19 protein-coding genes are annotated in these 21,749 nt (G+C 60.0%); 11 read left to right on the forward strand and 8 right to left on the reverse strand.

The window, feature by feature from the left end; all coding sequences use genetic code 11:
- The first annotated feature begins 137 nt into the window (after positions 1-137).
- The 5 genes from NKI61_RS05880 to NKI61_RS05900 all read left to right on the forward strand — a co-directional run bounded on the left by NKI61_RS05880 (position 138) and on the right by NKI61_RS05900 (position 5,622).
- Positions 138-1,130, forward strand: a complete 993-nt coding sequence (locus NKI61_RS05880) for a class I SAM-dependent methyltransferase (RefSeq protein WP_352839001.1) — start codon at positions 138-140, stop codon at positions 1,128-1,130.
- Between the two features lie 168 nt (positions 1,131-1,298).
- On the forward strand, positions 1,299-3,035 hold the full coding sequence (locus NKI61_RS05885) for a hypothetical protein (protein WP_352839002.1): 1,737 nt from the start codon (positions 1,299-1,301) through the stop codon (positions 3,033-3,035).
- Complete coding sequence (locus NKI61_RS05890; RefSeq protein ID WP_352839003.1) at positions 3,032-3,730, forward strand: O-methyltransferase; 699 nt, start codon at positions 3,032-3,034, stop codon at positions 3,728-3,730. The genes NKI61_RS05885 and NKI61_RS05890 overlap by 4 nt, the downstream gene beginning before the upstream one ends.
- 1 nt (position 3,731) lies before the next feature.
- Positions 3,732-4,721: a glycosyltransferase family 2 protein gene (locus NKI61_RS05895; protein ID WP_031244211.1), complete on the forward strand. Its 990-nt coding sequence runs from the start codon at positions 3,732-3,734 to the stop codon at positions 4,719-4,721.
- Entirely contained in the window at positions 4,708-5,622 is a 915-nt protein-coding gene (locus NKI61_RS05900; protein ID WP_023742698.1) for a lysylphosphatidylglycerol synthase transmembrane domain-containing protein, read from the forward strand. The genes NKI61_RS05895 and NKI61_RS05900 overlap by 14 nt, the downstream gene beginning before the upstream one ends.
- An 85-nt stretch (positions 5,623-5,707) precedes the next feature.
- Here the strand turns inward: NKI61_RS05900 and NKI61_RS05905 are convergent, their stop codons facing one another.
- Entirely contained in the window at positions 5,708-6,433 is a 726-nt protein-coding gene (locus tag NKI61_RS05905) for an ABC transporter ATP-binding protein (RefSeq protein ID WP_245270990.1), read from the reverse strand.
- A 37-nt stretch (positions 6,434-6,470) separates the two neighbouring features.
- Positions 6,471-7,325: an ABC transporter permease gene (locus NKI61_RS05910; RefSeq protein ID WP_245259960.1), complete on the reverse strand. Its 855-nt coding sequence runs from the start codon at positions 7,323-7,325 to the stop codon at positions 6,471-6,473.
- Between the two features lie 460 nt (positions 7,326-7,785).
- Here NKI61_RS05910 and NKI61_RS05915 point away from each other — a divergent pair, with 460 nt between their 5' ends.
- From NKI61_RS05915 to NKI61_RS05925, 3 genes are all read left to right on the forward strand, one after another.
- The gene (locus NKI61_RS05915; RefSeq protein WP_352839004.1) at positions 7,786-9,795 is read left to right on the forward strand and encodes a UDP-N-acetylglucosamine 4,6-dehydratase; all 2,010 of its coding nucleotides are present in this window, start codon (positions 7,786-7,788) and stop codon (positions 9,793-9,795) included.
- A gap of 138 nt (positions 9,796-9,933) precedes the next feature.
- Positions 9,934-10,866, forward strand: coding sequence for a glycosyltransferase family 2 protein (locus tag NKI61_RS05920; RefSeq protein WP_023705481.1), 933 nt, complete (start codon positions 9,934-9,936; stop codon positions 10,864-10,866).
- Positions 10,867-10,883: 17 nt separating this feature from the next.
- Positions 10,884-11,423 (forward strand): sugar transferase, encoded by a 540-nt coding sequence (locus NKI61_RS05925; protein WP_023752781.1) that lies wholly within the window; start codon positions 10,884-10,886, stop codon positions 11,421-11,423.
- Here the strand turns inward: NKI61_RS05925 and NKI61_RS05930 are convergent.
- Together NKI61_RS05930 and NKI61_RS05935 are read right to left on the reverse strand one after the other, a co-directional pair.
- Positions 11,411-12,346: an NAD-dependent epimerase/dehydratase family protein gene (locus tag NKI61_RS05930; protein WP_352839005.1), complete on the reverse strand. Its 936-nt coding sequence runs from the start codon at positions 12,344-12,346 to the stop codon at positions 11,411-11,413. The two genes, NKI61_RS05925 and NKI61_RS05930, sit on opposite strands and share 13 nt — an antisense overlap.
- Entirely contained in the window at positions 12,343-13,629 is a 1,287-nt protein-coding gene (locus tag NKI61_RS05935; protein ID WP_352839006.1) for an O-antigen ligase family protein, read from the reverse strand. The genes NKI61_RS05930 and NKI61_RS05935 overlap by 4 nt, the downstream gene beginning before the upstream one ends.
- A gap of 415 nt (positions 13,630-14,044) precedes the next feature.
- On the opposite strand from NKI61_RS05935, the gene cysD reads away from it, so the two are divergent.
- From cysD to cysQ, 3 genes are read left to right on the forward strand one after another with little or no spacing between them, the layout of a single operon-like run.
- Complete coding sequence (cysD, locus tag NKI61_RS05940; protein ID WP_023670717.1) at positions 14,045-14,950, forward strand: sulfate adenylyltransferase subunit CysD; 906 nt, start codon at positions 14,045-14,047, stop codon at positions 14,948-14,950.
- 2 nt (positions 14,951-14,952) lie between these two features.
- Positions 14,953-16,890, forward strand: a complete 1,938-nt coding sequence (cysN, locus tag NKI61_RS05945) for a sulfate adenylyltransferase subunit CysN (RefSeq protein WP_023687192.1) — start codon at positions 14,953-14,955, stop codon at positions 16,888-16,890.
- Between the two features lie 10 nt (positions 16,891-16,900).
- Entirely contained in the window at positions 16,901-17,689 is a 789-nt protein-coding gene (cysQ, locus tag NKI61_RS05950) for a 3'(2'),5'-bisphosphate nucleotidase CysQ (protein ID WP_352535856.1), read from the forward strand.
- A 1-nt stretch (position 17,690) separates the two neighbouring features.
- Here cysQ and NKI61_RS05955 read toward each other — a convergent pair whose 3' ends face one another.
- The 4 genes from NKI61_RS05955 to NKI61_RS05970 form a co-directional block, all read right to left on the reverse strand.
- The gene (locus NKI61_RS05955) at positions 17,691-18,833 is read right to left on the reverse strand and encodes a DegT/DnrJ/EryC1/StrS family aminotransferase (RefSeq protein ID WP_352839007.1); all 1,143 of its coding nucleotides are present in this window, start codon (positions 18,831-18,833) and stop codon (positions 17,691-17,693) included.
- 297 nt (positions 18,834-19,130) lie between these two features.
- Complete coding sequence (locus NKI61_RS05960; RefSeq protein WP_023684582.1) at positions 19,131-20,054, reverse strand: carbohydrate kinase family protein; 924 nt, start codon at positions 20,052-20,054, stop codon at positions 19,131-19,133.
- Positions 20,051-20,497: an RbsD/FucU family protein gene (locus NKI61_RS05965; protein WP_023684581.1), complete on the reverse strand. Its 447-nt coding sequence runs from the start codon at positions 20,495-20,497 to the stop codon at positions 20,051-20,053. Before NKI61_RS05965 ends, NKI61_RS05960 begins: the two co-directional genes overlap by 4 nt.
- A complete protein-coding gene (locus NKI61_RS05970; RefSeq protein WP_023742688.1) occupies positions 20,498-21,724 on the reverse strand; it encodes an ROK family transcriptional regulator in 1,227 nt (408 codons plus the stop codon).
- Positions 21,725-21,749 lie beyond the last annotated feature (25 nt).

Genomic DNA, 21,749 nt, shown 5'->3' on the forward strand with positions numbered 1-21,749 from the left:
TTCTAGGGTAGAAGCTGAACACTCGCCTGTTTCAGAAGATATGCATGCTATGCATATCAGCCGGAGGCAGAGAAATGCGTGGCTTTGTTTGATCAATACATTTGATTGGCATCGGCCTCTTAGCATTGGGAGGAAAAATGGACAGGACAGAATTGCTGCTTTCACTATTCGATTCGAGGGGCTTTGGCCTTGAGGTCGGTCCAAGCTACAACCCGCTCTTACCAAAATCTGGTGGCTTCAACGTCGAAACGATCGACCATGCCGATGCTGCGACCCTGCGCAGGAAATATAGCGATAATGCATCAAAGATCGAAGAGGTCGACTACGTTTCGGACGGACGCAGCCTGCTTGAGGTCATTGGCAAAAAGGAACGGTACGATTTCATTTTCGCTTCGCATGTCATCGAGCACGTGACCGATATCGTTCGGTTTATCCAGGACTGTGAAACCCTTCTGAAACCCGATGGCCGGCTGGTTCTGGCCGTGCCGGACAAACGCTATTGCTTTGATGCATTGCGCCCTCTGTCCACTGTTGGACAGGCGCTGCAGGCGTACATAGAACAACGCAAACGGCACGCGCCCGGAATCATATTCGACCAAGCCGCGTACACTTGCACCAAGGCGAAACAGATCGTCTGGATCGAGCCGACCTTTGATGACGTCGATTTGGTGCAAGGCGGCGAAGAAGCCAGGACAATGTTCGAAAGCGCACAGGCCAGCGACAACTATCACGACGCGCACGGATGGCAGTTCACGCCGACGTCGTTCCGGTATCTGATCAAGAAACTTCGCTCACTCGGATACATCAAATCGGGCGAACTGGCCTTTCACAAGCATGAATCCCCCCGCCCAAGTATGCACGAATTCTACATAAGCCTCTCGAAGGCCGCTCCAGCGCTGCAGAAACCCGACATCGATCTGCTCAAGGAGACAGAGCGCGAGTTGCGTGAAAGTCGCATAAGCCGAGACGATAAGTGCGACTTCGACGCCGCAAAACAACTCAATGCTGCCAAGCAGCAGATTCAGTACCTCACAGCAAGGAACGATGCCCTGCTGCAGTCAACATCGTGGAAAGTAACTGCCCCGCTACGATATATTCGATCGGCGTTCCTGCACCTCAGCATGGGGTGAATATCGATGCGTTTCGGCCGCGCCGGCTTGTAGGGCTTCGCATCGGGCCCATCTGTTGCTCCGCCGGCCAGGCGTCGACTTCGTGGTTGCGCAACTCAGCGTGTTGTGCGAGGTGCCAACTACCACAAGGCAAGATGCAGTAATCTCAGGATCAACGGTATTGAATTGATGTCGACCGACGTTCGTACAGGTTCTATCAGCCGCTCAGTTCCCGTTTTCCTGGTTGCTTCCTTTGGGCCGATCGCGCTCTTCCTGGTTGCGCTCATCCTGACGGCGCAGGCGAGAGGGGTTCCTGACAATGACTATTGGGACATTTTCTCCCCGATGATCAGATCGCTGGACGGGCTCCCACCGGCATCGGACCTCTATGCAAAATCGAACGAGCATATCGTTGCTGGCGCAAAGCTCTTCTATCTCCTGAATTTCCATCTCTCCAGCGGGGACAATTTCGGCCTCTCAGCCATTACCGCCGTCTTCTCGCTTCTTATCGCTGTCGCTCTTTCGTATGCACTCTCACTCTCTACGAAATCCAAGTGTGAAGCATTTGTCATCGGGATAGCCGTATCGCTTTTCGTCTTCAGTCCACTCGCTGCACACAACTTCTTTCTTGGTATGAGCGGAGTAGCCTGGATTGGCGCGAATCTCTTCACGGTCCTGGCTGCATTGGCTTTTTGGCAATCAGCCGAGCACGATAATTCATATGGCTATGTCGTTGCGATAGCTTTGGCTGCCATTGCTGCGCAATTCTACAGCACTGGCCTCACTGCATTGTGCGCGATCGGCATCCAAGGATTTTGCTCAGACAAAACGAGGCGGCTTGGTATCGCGATTTTCGTGATAGGCGTAGCCTACGTGATTATGATCGCGGTGCTTCAGCACGTCCCCGCGCAACACGGTTCACGCAATTTCAATCCAGTACAGATTGTTCTGTTCTGCCTTACGTTCATCGGTGGTGGCATCGTAACTTCCGGATCCGCGGCAATTCCGCTTGGCGCAATCGCAATTGTGGCAGCCTTCCTGATTGCGGGATTTCGCATTCTGCGGCCTGACGAGAGCAGCTTTCGATCAGCCTTTTGGGTTGCGGTTATGGCGTATGCGGCCATGACGAGTGGGCTGGCGGCAATTGGTAGATCAAATTTGTGGGGAGACGCGGCAGCCCTGGCGAGCAGATATGCGACCATTCCAGAACTTTTCTGGGTAGGATTGTTTGGAGCAGGCCTTTGCCTCTTCCGGCATACTGCTTTTGGTCGTCGTTTCTCGATCGCGATATTTGCTACCGCAGCCGCAATAATTCTGGTGAATGGCACGCCGCGGCTGGCGGAGGCTCTTGCAAGGGCTGAAGGAAAAGACATCGCAACGTTGGCGTTGTCTCTCGGTGTCAGAGACCCCGACCTCATGCAGTACGTTACACCAGTGCCGGATCAGTACTATGCGCTTGAGGACTATTTGAAGAAGTTCAATCATGTCCCATTCGACGGAAGAGATTTTGGCTGTCCCTCGCTGGGAACGCAGATGGCTATCTCCAGCCAGCCGGACAATATTACGGGCTTTGTAGATGCCGTGTCCAAAACACAAGATCCGCAGTGGGCACGCGTCTCCGGTTGGGTCGCAGACAAGTCGGACAAACGGCCTCCATTACTGGGCAGCGATCTCCTTTCCACCTACCGCTGCGTTGCCTTCCTCGATGACAAGGGAACGGTTGTAGGGCTGGGACTTGGAGGAATGCACCGGCCGGACGTGGCAAAGGCCCTTGGACGGCCACGTGACGACTACGGCTGGAGTGGGTACATCGATCTCCAACTTCTGTCTGGCCCGCCCGCCCTTCGATCGATATATGCAGGTTTAGTCACGCCGTCCGGATGGACGAAATTGCAGACACCAATTGAAGTCGGACTTCAGTTTTGAAAAATACCTACGTAAGCGCTGTAAGATTCGCGAGAAAGATTGCTGATTGCTGTGGGCTACTTGCAAGCTTGGAGCGATCGAACATTCGCGGCTTACTCTGGATCAGAAGTCTATTTGGCATTTACGACAGCGCCGACCTGGTTCGACTTGACATGCCATGGTGGACGTTCTCCGCGATTGATGCCGTGGACATTTTCCTGGCCTCACGCAATCGCAGCGCCCGGGTCTATGAATTTGGTGCGGGCGCTAGTACCGTTTGGCTGGCGAAACGAAGCGCCTCAATTAATTCTGTCGAGCATGACGCTCCGTTCGCGCGAACCATGGGCAGTATGTTTGGCGCCTATCCGAACATAGCCGTTCGGGTTGTGGAACCAACAGCCACTTCCACTTCCACCAAGGCCAGGTCCAATCGCAAGGGCTATACGGAAAGCTCGTTCGATCACTACGTGTCATCGATTGATCAAGTCGAAGGCACCTTCGATCTTATTGTGATCGATGGCCGAGCCAGGGTCTCTTGTCTGGCGAAGTCGGTCAGCCGTCTGTCGCCAGGTGGTATGATTCTGTTCGACAATAGCAACAGGCTCGAATATCGCGAGGCCATCAACTCCTGCGGCCTGCAGGAACGGGTGATGCGCGGATTGGCGCCGGCATTGCCATTCCCCAGCCAGACCTCCCTTCTGACATTGAGGGCCTGACGTGCAGACTGTATCGATAGTGGTGCCCGTAAAGGACGAGCAAGACACTGTTCGGGAGCTCATTGTCCAGATCGAGGCGGCCTTTGAGCAGATCGATGCGGCGGAAGCCTCGCTCAAAGAGATCATCTTTGTAGACGATGGGAGTCGGGACAATACCTGGAAGGAGATTCTGAGCGCCACTGAGGCCCATCCTCATGCAAAGGGTATCCGCCTTCGGCGGAACTTTGGCAAAGCAGCGGCGCTCCAGGCCGGCATTTCAAGTGCCCTGGGTAACGTCATCGTCACGATGGACGGAGACCTTCAAGACGACCCGAAGGAAATTTCACGTTTTCTGGACGAAATCCGCGCTGGTTCCGATGTCGTTTCGGGGTGGAAGCAGGTGCGCCATGATCCGCTCGGCAAGACGCTGCCGTCAAAGCTTTTCAATCGAGCGACAGCGAAAGTCTCCGGCGTCGACTTGCACGATTTCAATTGCGGTTTCAAAGCGTACCGCCGAGAGGTTTTCAATAACATTCGCCTCTACGGTGAGCTGCATCGCTTCATCCCAGCCCTAGCTCATGCGACCGGTTTCAAGGTCAGTGAGATCGTCGTCCAGCATCATCCTCGCCGCTTCGGAAAATCCAAATACGGAATTGGTCGCCTTCTGAAGGGCTTCTTGGATCTGCTGACGGTTGTGACCATCACTAAGTTCAATTCACGTCCCGGCCATCTTTTTGGTGGTCTCGGCATGGCCGTCTTCGCGATCGGGTTTATGATTTTCTTGTTTCTCTGCGCACGGTGGTTTGGCGGCGAAGCAATCGGCGGCCGCCCGTTGCTGCTTGTTTCGACGCTCCTGATGATCGTGGGAGTGCAATTCACTCTGTTCGGCATGGTGGCTGAGTTGATCGTTGCGACTCGCGGCGACGATCGCAACCCGAACATTATCGCTGAGGTCACGAATTCGGACGGCAGATCGGTTGTGAAGCCGTTCGACGCTCATGCAAAGCGCTAAGATCCTTCGTACTGGCGGTGTTGTCATTGCTGTGGCCGCAATGTTCTTTGTTGTGCGCTCCGTCTACGGGTACGCTGATCAGCTCTACGAAATGTTGCAGATACCCCAGTTCATCCCCGTTGTTTTGGCCGGTGCGATTTTTTATGCGCTCGTTCTACAGCTTGTTGGACTGGCCTGGTTCACCCTCTTGGCCTCAGTCGGAGAGAAGGCAATCGCTCCATTTCTTGCCCTGCGTATTTTCGCGCGTACCCAAGTCTATAAGTATCTGCCAACCAATGTGGTTCACCTTGTTGGCCGCTTTGTCGTGGCGTCTCGATTGGGTGCTTCAAAGGAAGCGTTGTCTTACGCACAGATGATGGAGATTGTTTTGATGGTCTTGGCTGCCGGAAGCGTGGCACTCCTTTTCTCATTCTCTTTTGTGCTTCAGGCAGGTGAGGATTACGGAATAAATCGTTATCTAGCCTCCGCAGCCTATCTTGTAGGTGGACTAGCAGCTTTTGTGCTGGCCCCTATTGTTGCTGGTCGATATTTCAAGCAGAGCCGCAGACACGTCACCTTTTCGATGGCGGCGCTAAGTATCGCCTCTTATGTTCTTTTTTTTCTTGCTAATGGTTTAATCGTCATCGTCCTTGTCCATGTACTGTACGGACCCACGATGGAGTGGAAGATGGTGATCGGCGTGTCAGCCGCTGGCTGGCTGCTTGGTTTTGTTGTGCCAGGGGCGCCAGGTGGATTGGGTGTTAGAGAGGCGGTCTTCATCGCAGGCCTTACGACGATCGGCATACCAGCGGCCACCTCCACTGCCGTTGCAATTGCACATCGGGTTGTCACTCTTTTGGGCGATGTTCTTCTGTCAGGTCTTGAGCTTGGGTATCGAAAATGGATGGCAGAACCAGAGTAGCTTCACACGTGGCTAACCGAATTTCATGGCATGGTGCGCTAGCGGGGCAGCGATTTTTGATGCGATGAAGCCTGTCGTCAAGAATTTATCTTGGTCGCGACAAAGCAGTTTTTCCAACTTGTGAGGTTTTGACCGACTTCGTCGTAAGCGATTCCACCCGGCCACTTTTGAGCGTCAGTTTTTTTGTGCACACGCTTTCGATCAGGCTCTCATTATGGCTTGCCAGAACGATGATGCCTGCCTTTTCCGCGAGTTCGTCCATACGCCTTTTGGCCTTGTCCTGAAAAGAGGCGTCGCCCGCTCCGATCCATTCATCCATCAGAAGGATTTCCGGGTCTAGCGACGTTGCCATTGAAAACGCAAGCCGCGCGGCCATGCCCTGGCTGTATGCCTTGAACGGCAGGTCAATGAAGTCGCCGAGTTCGCTGAAGGCAATGATGCCCTCCATTTTTTCTTCGATCTCGGCTTCCGTCCAGCCGTTGATCAATCCGCGCAAGACGATGTTCCGGCGCCCAGTGGCCTCGCGGCGAAAGCCTATGTTGATGTTGAACAAGGCGTCGACCTTGCCTTCAATCTCTATGCTTCCTGCCGACGGCTCGTAGATACCGTAAAGCACCTTGAGAAGTGTTGTCTTGCCGGCACCGTTTGGGCCAACTAGGCCCAATCGGTCGCCCGCCTTGAGCTCGAAACTGACGCCGTCGAGAGCTTGCACATACTGCTTTCTGCCTGAGCCTTCAATTTTGCCTCCTGGCCCGCTCACACGCCGATCGGGCGCGGAAAGCGTCAGCCTCTCATGCAGTTTGTAGACCAAGCTAATATTGTGCAACTTTATGGAAACCATCGAAAACTCAGATGATGAAGACGACTTGCTTGCGATACCGGCCAAGCAGCAGCAATGCAATCGCCCATACAGTCAGAGAGATGGTGCCGGTTACAGCGAAAGCGTGCATTGGCAATTCGTCACTGATGATCGGAACTCGAACGATCTCTAGAAAATAGGTGAACGGGTTCCAGTGATAGGCATATTTTTGAATGCCGTCTTGCCCATCATACACCCAGAAAACGGGCGTAAAAAACATGCCAACCCGCATCATGTTGCCGACGATGAACTCACTGTCCGGGAAGAAAGCGCCAAGAAAAGCGAAGACCGTGATAACGGCTGGGGTGGCAATCAGGATCATGAGCAGTCCCGCGAGCGACCACAGCCAACCAGCATTGAGCCCGGACCCGCTCAGGAACAGAATGACAACGCAACCCACGATCGCATAGCCCGCGCGGATAATTGATTGCAGCGCCAATCGCATCACATACACAAACAACGGCAGCGTGGTACCTTCTATGAAGCTCTCTTCGCGTTTGAAGAGCGATACGCTCAAGCTGATGACCTCCATCAGGTAGAACCACACCAGAAGGCCGATGGCGACATAGGCAGCATAGCCCGCAGCATCGTTGCCGGCGGGCTGGAACACGAATACGAACGTGCCGACGAACGCTACGTAGTTGACCAGCAGCCAAAGCGGGCCGAGCGTCGTGCGCCTATGCTGATCGCCGATGTCTTCGTGAGCAAGCGCAATCCAGACCCGGTGCAGCTTCATGGCCTTGCTGATATCGTCGACAGCGCCGTTTAGTGCCGCAATCATCGTTCCTAGTGTCGCAGTCTTTTGTTGTTGTGATTCACGTCCCATGGCCGTTGGACCGGCCAAAGGCGCCCTTCATAGCCACCGCGGCACGCATTTGGCAACGCATTGCGTCGCAATGAAGTCGCGATGGACCACGAATCGCTTGCGACAGGTCGACGCCCCTTACCTCGATATCGCAATCGGCGCACTGCGCGAATCGTAAGTTCATGCCTCTGATTATGAGCAGAGGCGCATCCTGGCACTTGGCTACAATCCCGGCAGAGGCTCAAGGCGCGCCGTTTACCCCAGCGGCTCGATATTTTGCCATACTTGGCGAAAACCTCGTTCGTTCAATTATTTTCAATCCCTTAACCAAAGGGTCCGCCAAAAAAATTAGTGGCGATAACCGCAACTCCACGCTATGCGATACAAAGCAGCGGGGGCTGGGGATTGGCACTCTAAACTGGTGATCGGTGACGGGTTTCCGTCACTCTCGCACCACGTTAGTATCCATATCCTTGCGCCTGGAGTTCAGTACTACCCAATGACATCCTATGTAGAAGCCGTGTCCGGACTTCGGCCGAAGATGCGGCGCGCCATTATAATGATCCAGGACCTGGTCATGGTCCTGGTCGCGGTGGCGCTGAGTCTCGGGCTTTCGCAGTCGAGACTTTCATTCGACGCGCTTTCCACGGCCGGCTTGGCGTGCTGGGCAAGTATTGTTCTTCTCAGCCATATGCTGTTCCGCTATTGCGGCCTCTACAACACCGTGTGGCGCTTCGCCTCGACGCCGGACTTCTTCAACATCCTAAAGAGCTGCGCGATCCTGACCGTCACGCTCTATGTCGTCTCGCTGGCGATTCGATCGTTTCAGCCGGTGACCGGCCTCAACGAGCGCCAGTTCATCGTCTTTTTCCTCGTCTCCTTCACCATCATATCGGCGCCCCGGCTTTACTACCGGTTCCTGCGCGACGGGGCGAGCTGGCGAATCCTGAGCCGCAACGCAAACAATCTAACGATCAAGCAGGCGCTGTTCGTCGGCAGGCTCGGCGAAGCAGACGTCATCATCCGGTTTACGCGCACGGCCCAGCCGGCCGAGTATTCCATCGCCGGCATCATGGCCATCGAGAACGGCGCGCCGTTGGGCACGCAGATACAGGGCGTTCCGGTGGTGGCCGTGCGGCCCCGCCTGGTCGAGGTCCTCGAAGAATATGCAAGAGGCACCAAAAGCCTCGACATGCTGATTTTCGGCAATGGCACCGAGCGCGAGATCGAGGAATACTCGGAGCTGGTCCGTGTCGCCCGTCACAGCGGCATCGCCGTCGTCCAGTTCTCCGGTGTCTCGGAGCTCGGGCAGGGCGGAAAGCTGGTTCTCGACGCTGTCGAGATGGAAACGATCCTGCGCCGCTCCACGGTCCCGTCGGACGTTGAGCGCATTGGCGGCTTCGTCAGCGGCAAGCGCGTCCTGGTGACCGGCGGCGCCGGCTCCATCGGCCGCATCCTGGTCAAGCGGACGCTGGAACTCGGCGCCGAGGCGGTTCTGGTTGCCGACATCTCGGAGTTCGGGATTTTCCAGCTCGACCAGCAGGTTGACGAAAAGGATCATGCCCGGCTCAAGAGCCGCATCGTCGATGTCACCGACCGGCGCCAGATCACCCGCGCCGTCACCGACTTCAAGCCCGACATCATCTTCCACGCCGCCGCGCTCAAACATGTGCCGCTGCTCGAGGAAAACTGGGAATCGGCGATCCAGACCAACATTTTGGGTACTCTCGTCTGCGCCGAGGTTGCCGCCAAATGCGGGGTGCCGCAGTTCCTGCTGATTTCCAGCGATAAGGCGGTCGATCCGACTTCGGTGCTCGGCATGACGAAACGCGCCGCCGAGCAGATCGTCTCTTCGCTGCACGAAACGCACGCCACCGAACCCAATGGCCGTCGCTCCGGCACCAAGTTCATCGCCGTGCGGTTCGGCAATGTCTTCGGCTCCAACGGTTCGGTCGCCACCATCTTCCAGGCGCAGATCGAGGCCGGCGGTCCGGTCACCATCACCGATCGCCGCATGACCCGCTACTTCATGACGGTGGCCGAAGCCGTCGACCTCGTCATCATGTCGGCAGCCGATGCCGAGCGGCGCCAGGGCAAGGACGATTACGCCATCTATATGCTCGACATGGGCAAGCCGGTGCCGATCCTCGAAGTCGCCGAAACCATGATCCGCATGGCCGGCAAAAGCCCCTACACCGACATTCCGATCCGTTTCACCGGGATCAGGCCGGGCGAGAAGCTTCACGAGGTGCTGCATGGCGGCAATGAGGAGATCGTCGCGCTGGATATCCCCAAGATCTTCGGCCTCAGGACCGATGTCGTGGGATGGCCCAAGGTCCAGGCGGCGCTGACGTCGCTGCAGGCGGCCATGCGCGACCAGGACAAGGCCGCCGCGCTCGCCGTCATGGCCGGGCTTCATCAGGCGGAAGAGCCTCAAGCCGACGCGCGCCGCGAAACCATTGCGAAAACAGTCGGGCAGCGGGTTAGAGCAATTCCCGGAAAAGTGTGAAGCGGTTTCCCGGGAAATCGCGTAGCGCTTTCCCTGAGGAATTGCGTAAAAACAAACATGCTGTCCTGATCGACCGGGATTGGCTATTGAAACCAATCCGATGGCCGTTCCCAGGCGCTTGCAGATGATTCTGAACCAGTGAGCAGACAAGATCAGCGCGTGGCCGTGCTGCTGGGCACGAAAGATGGCGCGGCTTTCCTTGACGAGCAGCTCGCGTCGCTGGCTGCGCAATCGCATCCTGTTGTCGACCTCTGGGTTTCCGACGACGGTTCGACAGACGGCACTTCGGCCATTATCGGCGCCTGGCAGAGCCGCTGGTCCAAGGGCCGGTTGACCCTGTCGAATGGTCCTCGCCAGGGCTTTGCCGCCAATTTCCGCGCGATGATCATCGATCCGCGCATCGAGGCCGACTACTACGCCTTCTGCGACCAGGATGACATCTGGGAGCCGGATAGGTTGGAGAGCGCTATTGCCTGGATGCAAGGGCACGATGCCGCAACGCCGCTGCTGTTTTGCTCCAGGACCGCGACCATGTCCGAAACCGGAGCGGCGCAAGGGTATTCGCCGCTGTTCCAGCATCCACCCGCATTTCGCAATGCGCTGGTGCAAAGCATTGCCGGCGGCAACACGATGATGATCAACCGCGCCGCGCGAAAGTTGCTGGCAAAGGCATCGGCAAGGACCGAGTTCGTCAGCCATGACTGGTGGACCTACCTGATCGTCACGGCTGCCGGCGGCATTGTCCGTTATGACCCGCGACCGCTGGTGCGCTACCGCCAGCATGAGGCAAATCTGGTCGGCGCCAACGTGTCCTGGAAGGCGAGGCTGTCGCGGCTGGGGCGCCTGTTCAGGGGCGAGTTCGCCGTCTGGACCGATCACAATCTGAGTGGCCTGGCGGTCAATCGCGACATCCTCTCGAGGGATGCCGCCGCGTGTCTCGGCCTGTTCATCAGGGCGCGAAAGGGCGGTATCCTGCGACGCCTGCGCCTTCTCAGGAAAAGCGGCGTCTACCGGCAGACGCTGGCTGGGACGCTTGGGCTCTATCTGGCGTTCATCTGGCGGCGGATCTAGAGCATGCAGACACGGCCATGAGGGAACCCAAGCGAGCTTTCGACCTGGCGGTGGCGGCGCTGCTGCTGCCACTGGCCTCGCCTTTCGTCCTGCTTGCCATGCTGGCAATCAGGACGACGTCGCTTGGACCGGCACTCTTCTCTCAAACCCGTGTCGGCCAGCACGGGGTGCCGTTTGCCTGCCACAAGCTGCGCACGATGGTTGTGGGAACGCCGTCTCTGCCCTCGCATCAGGCGCCGGCAATTTCCGTCACTGCCGTCGGCAAGGTGCTGCGGAAATTCAAGATCGACGAGCTGCCGCAGCTCTGGAACGTGCTCAAGGGCGAGATGAGCCTGGTTGGGCCGCGTCCATGCCTGCCCACGCAAACCGAATTGATCGAACGCCGCAGGCAATTGGGGGTGCTTGCCGCACTTCCGGGCATTACCGGGCTGGCACAGATGAAAGGCATCGACATGTCGGATCCGAAACTCTGCGCCGAAACGGATGCCGAATATCTCAGGGGAGCCTCGATCGGACTCGACGTCAAAATCCTGCTTGGCACAATCTACCGGACCTGACGGGCCTGTCGTGCAAGTTCCTCAATCCGGCCGAGCGTGTCGGTTTCCGGCATCCAGCCTTCCGAGATCAGCAGTGACGGGTCGCAAATCTGTGTCGCCATGGAAGCGTCGTACGCTGCTTTTCTGCCAAGCAGTGTGGCGAACAGCCTGAATGGCCAGGCCGGTACAGGAACGAGCCGGGTCGGAACGTCGTATCCGTGCCTGAATGCAGTCAAGATTTCGAACATCGCAACGGGGGAAGCATCGCCCAGGACATAGGTCGGGCGCGGTGGCGTGGGACGAGTCAAAAGATGCGCCACGGCGCCAGCCACCGCGTCGCGCGATATCAGCGAACGAACTGCGGTGAAAGCGCCTGAGGGCAATGGTAAGGCAATGGCGGCAGCCCGCATCATTCCACGCAGGTTTCCCTTCATGCCTTCGCCATAGACCGGCGGCAGGCGCAGCGCCGTGGCATCGGAGGGCCTGGACGCATAGGCTTCCAGTGTCTTGATCTCGCCTTCGCGTTTCGAGCGCCCGTAGGCGCATTGCGGGGCAGGGAGCGTCGCCTCGCTGATCGTTCCGCTGAAACCGGGACCGGCTACTGCCCGGATCGACGACAGATAGATGAAGCGCCCGCTTGTCCGCGAGGCGGCCGCGCGCGCCAGCTGCGCGGTCAGTGTCGCGTTGGCTGCCATGAAGTCGGCTTCGCTCGCCTTGCGGTCATTGTTGAGCGCCGCACAGTGGACGACATGGGTGATATCTCGCATCAGCGCCTGGTATGCCTGAGCCGGTGCGTCGAAGTCCGGCAACAAAACCGCATCGCTCACGGGATCGAGCCGTTTCGGGTGGCGCGATGCCATGCGCACCCCGAACCCGGCTTCGCGCAGCTGGTTGACGACCTGCCTGCCGATGAAACCCGTCGCGCCTGTGACCAGCACTTTCACGGCCGGCTTGCCTGGGGCGCCGGGGCCTGTTGTTCCGGCAGCATTTGTTGCCGGCCCGATGCAAGATATGTCCCGGACACCAGGAACACCATCAGTGTGGCATCGAGGATGTCGTGGCCGACCAGGATGCCGGTCAGGCCGCCGATGAGGTAGGTGATCGCAGTGACGACAATCATCGTGGCGCCGAACCGCTCGATCGCGTCCGTGCTGGTGCGCAGCACGATGGCCGCGTTTCTCGCGGCAACGAAGAACACAGCCGCGAGCGTTACGGCTCCAAGCAGCCCGGCCTCCACCAATGCAGTCAGGAAGCCATTGTGAAAATGGCTGAAGCCCGTGGACGGCATGTGGAACTGATTGTGGAATCCATCCTTTATCAGCTCACGGCTTGCAGCAATGCCGTGACCGAAAATCGGCATGTCGTGGAAGGCGCTCAGCCCAATCTGCCAAAGTGCGGCGCGCAAGCCGAGCGCGGTCGTGTGGTCGCCCTTCGTGGCGAGCGCATCCCAGTCGCTGAACAGGAAGGCCGCGCGCTCGGAAATGATGGGGAGACCGATGACAGCGATGACGATGCCGGTCGCCCCCGCAATCAGCAAAAGCCGAATAGCGTTTCTGTTGTTGAGCTTGCGACGGTTGATCAGCAGGATCGCGATGCCGGCCACCAGCATCGCCAGCCAGATGATCCGCGATCCCGAATAGACAATGGCGACCGCGCCGGCCAGTGTCGCGCAGGCCAGCAACGCCCTGTTCTTTTCGACACCAGATAAGGCGCCTGCCAGGCACATCATCATGCTGAGGCAGGCGACGGTCGCGAACACGATCGGATTGCCGGCGCCGCCTTCGGCCCGTATGCCCAGCCCGTGATATTGCACGACCGCCAGCAGCAGGGCGCCAAAACAGGCGGCGGCGCTCGCCAGCACGACGATGCGCGTCAGCGTGGTTTTCTCGGTAATGCTCCAGGTCGCGTATGAGACAGGGAAAAACAGGAAGGTGATCAGCCCTGCCAGATGCGGCGCATCCCTGGCGATCGAATTGTTGACGATGGAGGCGAACACGCTGGCTGCGCAATAGGCATAGATGGCCACCGTCATCGCGGTCATCGGCCGGTCGATGTTGAAACGCCGTCTTTTCAGCGCAAGCAGAAGCACCGACCACAGGCCGCCGCCATTGAACAAAAAGCTGACCGCCGATCCCAGTACCGGCGGGAAAAAGAAGCACAAAATGGAGAAGGTGACGTTGATCCGTGACGGCGAAACGTGCTGCTTGATGGCGGAGATCGGGGTCAATGCTCTGGTTCACAATGCGCTGGGTCGCTTGGCGACGGACAATGTTTGGCGGCGGCATTTGCGGCATGCCGCCCGGCGCAGGTTCAGGAGCCGGTATAGCGGCTGGGTGCGGTTTTCGAAAGTGCGACGAGGTCGGGCCGGCGTTTCTTTCGGTCCAGGCAAGATTTTTCCCGGCCTTTGAATGCTATCGCTCCGTCGGGCAGGAATTTTCGGATTCTAGGCTTTTCATGGAAAATTCGTTGCCGATCGGGTGTGGCCGCCGGCCTTTCCAGCGTTGTTATATCAGGTGGCGATCTGCTAGAACGCCGGCACGAACCGATAGTGTCCAGCAGTGAAGCTTGAACCGGGCGGCTGAAAAGGACGCCCGATCCATCTGATGCAAGGTCTGGATTGCACGAGAGAACGCTCACAGTCCATGAACATCGCGCTTACGCACCTGCAGCGGCTCGAGGCCGAGTCCATCCACATCTTCCGTGAGGTTGCCGCCTCCTTCTCCAAGCCGGTGATGCTCTATTCCGTCGGCAAGGATTCCTCCGTGCTGATGCATCTGGCGATGAAGGCCTTCTATCCGGCCAAGCCGCCTTTCCCCTTCCTGCATGTCGACACCACCTGGAAGTTCCGCGAGATGATCGCCTTTCGCGACCAGATGGCGCAGAAGCTCGGCTTCGACCTGCTGGTCCACGTCAATGAAGACGGCGTGCGCGACGGTATCAACCCCTTTGACCATGGCTCGAACACCCACACCCATGTCATGAAGACGGTGGCGTTGCGCCAGGCGCTCGACAAATACGGCTTTGACGCTGCCTTCGGCGGGGCTCGGCGCGACGAGGAGAAGTCGCGCGCCAAGGAGCGCATCTTTTCCTTCCGCAACGCCCAGCATGTCTGGGACCCGAAGAACCAGCGGCCCGAGATGTGGAAGATCTTCAACACCCGCATCGCGCCGGGCGAATCGATCCGCGTGTTTCCGCTGTCGAACTGGACCGAGCTCGATATCTGGCAGTACATTCTGCAGGAAAACATCCCGATCGTGCCGCTCTATTTCGCCAAGGAGCGGCCGGTGGTCGAACGCGACGGCATGCTGATCATGAAGGATGACGATCGCATGCAATTGCGCCCCGGTGAGACGATGGAGAACCGTCTGGTGCGTTTCCGCACGCTCGGCTGTTATCCGCTGACCGGCGCCATCGAATCCGACGCCGACACGCTCGAAGCCATCGTCGGCGAGATGCTGACGGCGCGCACCTCCGAGCGCCAGGGCCGCCTCATCGACCGCGATGAAGCCGGCTCGATGGAAAAGAAGAAGCGCGAGGGATATTTCTGAGCATGCGCCATATCCTGGCCAAGAGCCTCGCTCCCACCGACGGCGTGCGCGAATACATGGCGGCGCAGGAGAAGAAGTCGCTGCTGCGCTTCCTCACCTGCGGCTCGGTCGACGACGGCAAGTCGACGCTGATCGGCCGTCTTCTGTCCGACACAAAGCAGATCTTCGAGGACCAGCTCGCCGCACTCGAGCGCGATTCCCGCAAGCACGGCACCACTGGCGACGACATCGACTTCGCGCTTCTGGTCGACGGCCTCGAGGCCGAGCGCGAGCAAGGCATCACCATCGACGTCGCCTACCGCTTCTTCGCCACGCCCAAGCGCAAGTTCATCGTCGCCGACACCCCCGGCCATGAACAGTACACCCGCAACATGGCGACCGGCGCATCGACTGCCGATCTCGCCATCGTGCTGATCGATGCGCGCCAGGGTGTGCTGCGCCAGACCCGGCGCCACTCGATCATCGCTTCGCTGCTCGGCATCCGCCATATCGTGCTTGCCGTCAACAAGATCGACCTCGTCGATTTCGACCAGGCGGTGTTCGACCGTATCGTCGAGGATTACCGGCAGTTCTCGCACGAGCTCGGCTTCCTGACGATCGTGCCGATCCCGATGTCGGCCCGCTATGGCGACAATGTCACCAGCCGCTCCGGCAAGACGGCGTGGTATTCCGGCCCGTCGCTGATCGAGCATCTCGAAACCATATCGGTCGACGAGGCCGCGGTCGAACTGCCGTTCCGGTTTCCGGTGCAGTATGTCAACCGGCCCAATCTCGACTTCCGCGGCTTTGCCGGCACCATCGCGTCCGGCTCCGTCGCGCAGGGCGACGAGGTGGTGGTCGCCAAATCCGGCAAGGCCTCGCGGGTCAAGCGCATCGTCGCGCAAGGCGGCGATCTTGCCCAGGCGGTGGCCGGCCAGGCCATCACCCTTGTGCTCGATGACGAGGTCGAGGTCTCCAGAGGCAACATGCTGGTGTCGCCGGCGGCACGGCCGCAGGTCGCCGACCAGTTCGCCGCCAACATCGTCTGGTTCGACGAGGCAGCGCTGCTGCCGGGACGCTCCTATATACTGCGCACCGAGACCGACCAGACCAGCGCCACCGTCACCGACCTGAAATACCGCGTCAACGTCAACGACTTCGCTCGCGAGGCGGCGAAGTCGCTCGAGATGAACGAAGTCGGCATCTGCAATATCTCGACCCGGGCGCCGATCGCCTTCGATACCTTCGCCGACAACCGCGATACCGGCGCCTTCATCCTGATCGACCGCATCACCAATGCCACGGTCGGCGCCGGCATGATCCTGCATTCCTTGCGCCGCGCCGAAAACATCCATTGGCAGTCGCTCGATGTCGGCAAGCGCGGCCGCTCCGACCTCAAGAGCCAGCGCCCCGCCGTATTCTGGTTCACCGGTCTTTCCGGCTCGGGCAAGTCGACCATCGCCAATCTGCTTGAGAAGAAGCTGTTCGCTTCGGGGCGTCACACCTACATTCTCGACGGCGACAATGTCCGCCACGGCCTCAACCGCGATCTCGGCTTCACCGACGCCGATCGGGTCGAAAACATCCGCCGTGTCGCGGAAGTGGCAAAGCTGATGGCCGATGCCGGGCTGATCGTCATCGTCTCCTTCATTTCGCCCTTCAGCGCCGAGCGGCGCATGGCCAGGGAGTTGATGGCCGACGGCGAGTTCGTTGAAGTGTTCGTCGATACGCCGTTCGAGGAATGCGCCCGACGCGACCCGAAAGGCCTTTACGCACGGGCGCTGAATGGCGAGATCAAGAACTTCACCGGCGTCGATTCCCCGTATGAAGCTCCCGAAAATCCCGAAATCCATCTCAAGACACTCGGCAAGACGGCCGAGGAGATGGTAGAGGCTCTGGAACACTGGCTGAATGAGCGCGACATTGCCGAAGACCAATATGACAGCGGCGGCGGCATCTGACGACGAAGTGATGCTCGACGTGTTCGAGCGCCTGGCGCTCGAAGCCGGACGCGAGGTGATGCGGGTCTTCAAGGCCGGCTGCGCGGTCGACAGCAAGTCGGACTCCTCGCCGGTCACGGAAGCCGACCGCGAGAGCGAGACGATCATCCTCGCCGGCCTGCGTGCGGCCTATCCCGATATTCCCTGCGTGGCCGAGGAAGAGGTCGCCGAAGGCATTGTGCCGCCCGATCTGGATGGCGCCTTCTTCCTGATCGATCCGCTCGATGGAACGAAGGAATTCGTCAACCGCCGGACCGATTTCACCGTCAACATCGCGCTTGTCCGGCACGGCGCGCCGGAGATCGGCGTCGTCTTCGCACCGTGCAGCGGGCGGTTCTTCTCTGGACGGCCGGGCTGGGCCGAAGCAATCGAGGTCGATGGCGACTTCCGTATCGTCGGCCGCCGGCGGATTTCGGTTAGGAGGGCGGTCACGCCGCTGGCGGTCGTTGCCAGCCGCTCGCACAACACGCCGGAGACCGAAGCCTTCATCAAGGATCTCGGCGCCGCCGAGATCGTCTCGGTCGGCTCATCGCTGAAATTCTGCCTGCTCGCCGCAGCCGAAGCCGACATCTATCCGCGCTTCGGCCGCACCATGGAATGGGACACGGCGGCCGGCGACGCCGTACTGCGCGCCGCCGGCGGCATGACGCGCACGCTGGACGGCGAGCCGCTCACCTATGGCAAGCGCAAACAGAGCGACGACGAGGATTTCGCCAACCCGCATTTTATTGCGAGCGGGAAGGCGGCGGACGCGGCGTAACTTACGCCGCCGCTACATGCGCCGAGTTCGAGCCAATGTAGTTGCGGATCGTCTCGATGATGCGGTCCTGGTCGGCTTCGCTGAGATAGGGATGCATCGGCAGGCACAGGATGCGCTTCGGCAGTTCCTCCGAAACCGCAAGCCCGGTCGGCGTGCGTGGATAGTCGCGATAGGCGACCTGCTCGTGCAGCGGCTTCACATAATAGATCACCGAAGGGATGCCCTTTTCGCCGAGATGCGCCCTCAACCCGTCGCGCTTCGGCGTCTCGATGGCGTATTGCGCCCAGGCCGAGCGGCCACCGCCCAGATTGCGTGACGCCTTGACGATGTCGCCGAGACCTTCGGCGTAGCGCTTGGCCACCACCTGGCGGGCGACCATCTCGTCTTCGAGGATGGCGAGTTTCTCGATCAGGATCGCCGCCTGGATCGTGTCGAGGCGTGAATTGATGCCGACGCGGACATTGTCATACTGCGTCTCGCCCTTACCGTGGAACGCAAACGAGCGCAGCTGGTCGGCCAGCGCGTCGTCATTGGTGAACATCGCGCCGCCATCGCCGTAGCAGCCCAGCGGCTTGGCCGGATAAAAGCTGGTCGAGCCGACATGGCCGAAGGCGCCGCACATTGTGCCGTCGGCCGAACCGCCGATCGACTGCGCCGCATCCTCGATCACCAGCAGCCCTTCGCGCTTGGCAATCGCCATGATCGCCTCGTAGTCGGCGGAGAGCCCGAACAGATCGACGGGAATGATCGCCTTCGGCTTCAGCAGGCCTTCCTTCTTGATCATGGCGATCGCCGCCTCGAGGCTGGCGATGTCGATGTTGTAGGTCTCGGCGTCCACATCGACGAAAACCGGTTCGGCCTTGGCAAGCGCCACCACTTCCGCCGTGGCGGCAAAGGTGAAGCTCGGCACGAACACCGCGTCGCCGGGGCCGATACCGGCGGCAAACAGCGGCAACAGCAGCGCGTCGGTGCCGTTGGCGCAGGCCACGACATGCTTGGTGCCGATATAGGCTGCGAGCTTGTTTTCGAGTTCGGTGACTTGCGGTCCGAGGATATAGCGGCCTTCCTCGACGACATTGTCGATCGCGGCCTTCAGCCGGTCGCGGATACGTTCGCGCTGCGCGCCAAGATCGATGAATTGCATGTCGGCCTCAAAACGGTGTGGTGCGGGCTGCCCCGGGGACAATGACACGCACAGAAACAACAACTTAACCGGGCCGCTGGTACCAGAGTTGGGCCGGTCTAGAAAGCCGGACCGGCCGCGGGACGGATTGTCTAGGTGTCGCAGCCTGTTACTTCAGGCTTTCCCTGCATTGCCGCAAGATGCCGGAAATCCGGGCTTCGCCGCCTATTAATCCGGCTGATTCGGTGCGTCTTTCCGGCTCGCGGAAACATAAAGTGATCGGCTGCTTGCAGCGGCTGGCGGCGGACTAAGCGTGGATCAGGCGATTTCGTGCCGCCAGGGCGGGTTGGCGCCGGCCCGCGACACGGTCACCGCCGCCGCTTTGGCGCCGAGGGCCAGCGCCTGACGGATGGCGTCCTCCGAAAGGCCGCCGATCCCGGCCTTGGTGAGCAGGCCTTGCTCGTGCAGCGAGGCCAGAATGCCGGCATTGAAAGTGTCGCCGGCGCCGACCGTGTCGACCACCTCCACCTTATGCGGCATCACCGTGACCTTGTGTTCCCTGCTGTAGCCGACGGCACCTTCGCTGCCGTGGGTAACGACGATCAGCTTCGGGCCGCGATCCAGCCAGTTGCGGATGACGTCCTCATGCGAGCCGGCCTCGCCGAACCAGTGCAGATCCTCATCCGATAGCTTCACGATGTCGGCCATCGCCATCATCGAGCGGATGCGCCGGAGGTGCTTGGCTTTGTCGGGGATGAAGTTCGGCCGGATGTTGGGGTCGAGCATCATGACGCGGCGTTCGTGCTCGCGTTTCATGAATTCTTCGTAGGCAGCACCCGCCGGGTCCGAAATCAGGCTGATGGCGCCAAACAGCATGGCTTCGATCTCGGCGCCCAGTTTCGGCAGATCCTCTGTCGTCAGCATGCGCCCGGCGGTGTTTTCGTCGTAGAAAGTGTAGGTCGCCTGGCCGTTGGTGAGCCGCACGAAGGCGAGCGTGGTCGGGCGAGGGGAGGTGTGCGCATAGGTGGAGCTGACTTTGCTTGCGCCGAGCGCCTCGCGGAACTGGCCGCCGAACAGATCCGACGACAGGCCGGAAAAGAAGCCGGCGGGCGCGCCGAGGCGGCCAAGCGCGATCGCCGTGTTGAACACCGCGCCGCCGACATAGGGCGCAAAGGCCGGCTCGCCCTGTGTCGTGGTGCGCGGCAGCATGTCGATCAGGGCTTCGCCGCAGCAGAGGATCATGATTTCTTGTTCTCCGGCGGATAGATCACGCCCTTGCGGATGATGATGTTGGCGTAGAGCCGGGGTTCGCTGGTCCCGACGATCGCATATGCCGACCGGACGCGTGCATAGAAGTCGGCGCCCGCCAGCGCAACCACCTTCCGGCCCGGCGCGCGCCTGGTGCAGATCGTTTCGATTTCATGGTGGACCGGATCGGCGACCGAGGGATCGCCTTTTACCGAGGCACGAAACAGCGCTTCCGGCACGAAGTCGTCCACCGGCAGCACGCTCAAAATGGCGTCAAGCACCGGTATGAGGTGAAGACCGTCGGCGCGGATCAGCCGGTTCGCCTGTTCTTCCGCCGGATAGTTGCCGTCGACAAGCGCGATCTCGTCGCCATGGCCCATGGCGCGCAATGTCGCCAGAAGCTCCGGACCGAGCAGCGACGGAATACCAATCAGCATTCAGGTGCTCCGGGAAATGGTGTTCGAACCGATGAGGAAGCGTTCGGACAACGGCAGGCTGGCGCCGCCCAGCGCCCGGGCATGGATGCCGACGGTGCCTTCGCGTACCACCGGAAGCTTCAGGCCTTCGCCGTCAATCGTGCCGATCGCCTGCCCGACGGCATCGACGAGCCGGCGGCGTACGGCGAGCGGCATCCAGCCATCGATCACCGCGGCCTCGAAGTCGATCACCGAGGACGCCGCGACAATGGCGTAGGCAAGCGCCTGCGAGGCGCTGGCGATCCAGTCGTCCAGATCGGCGCCGATCTCGCCCCATTCCTGCGGCGAGGTCCAGAGATAGGAGCCGTCAATGCCGCGTGCGTTAAGCGCCTTTTCCAGCATGGCGATCGAGGCGACGTCGATGAGCTGCGTCGGCTTGCCGTCTGGTCCCGGCACCGGCATCGAACCCAGCGCCCCGGCATTTCCGGTTGGCCCGCCGAACAGCCGGCCGTTGAGCACGATGCCGCCGCCGGCAAAGGCGCCGATATAGAAATAGACGAAGTCGCGCGCCCCGCCGGTCTGGCCGAACACCAGTTCGGCGCCGCAGGCGGAGGTGGCGTCATTCTGCAGATAGACCGGGAATTCGCACTGCGCCTGGATGTCGGCACGGATGTCGCGATGGCGCCATTCGTCCATGATGTCGCGCGGCGCGCCGGCGGTGTCGGCCCAGTTCCACAGTTCGAACGGCATGGCGATGCCGAGCCCGGCAATGCGCTTGTCCTGCGCAGGTGTCAGTTCGGCGCGCATCGTCTTCATGCCTTCGGTGACGAACTCAACCGTCTCGCGCGGCGCCGGATAGCGGTAGGAGTGCTGCAGCATGGAACGCACAGTTCCGAGGAAATCGATCAGCACCAGTTCGGCGCTGCGGCGGCCGATCTTGAGGCCGATGAAGAAGGCGCCTTCGGGGTTCAGCGCCATCGGGATGGAGGGCTGGCCGATCTTGCCGCGCAACGGCGCTTGGCGCAGCAGCAGGCTGTCTTCCTCCAGTTCGCGCATGATGACCGAGACGGTCTGCGCTGAAAGCCCGGTCATGCGCGCAATGTCTGATTTGGCCAGGCTGCCATGCTGGCGAACCAGCGACAGCACCAGCCGCTCATTGTGGTCGCGCATGCCGCTCTGGTTGGTGCCACGGTGGAGACGGCTGGCGGCCGCCTCGGGCGAACCGTGCCTTGCAATGCCGGTCTCCACCCTTGTTCCTTCCCTTGGTCTATTC

Source organism: Mesorhizobium sp. M0514 (assembly GCF_040321145.1).
Classification (GTDB): domain Bacteria; phylum Pseudomonadota; class Alphaproteobacteria; order Rhizobiales; family Rhizobiaceae; genus Mesorhizobium.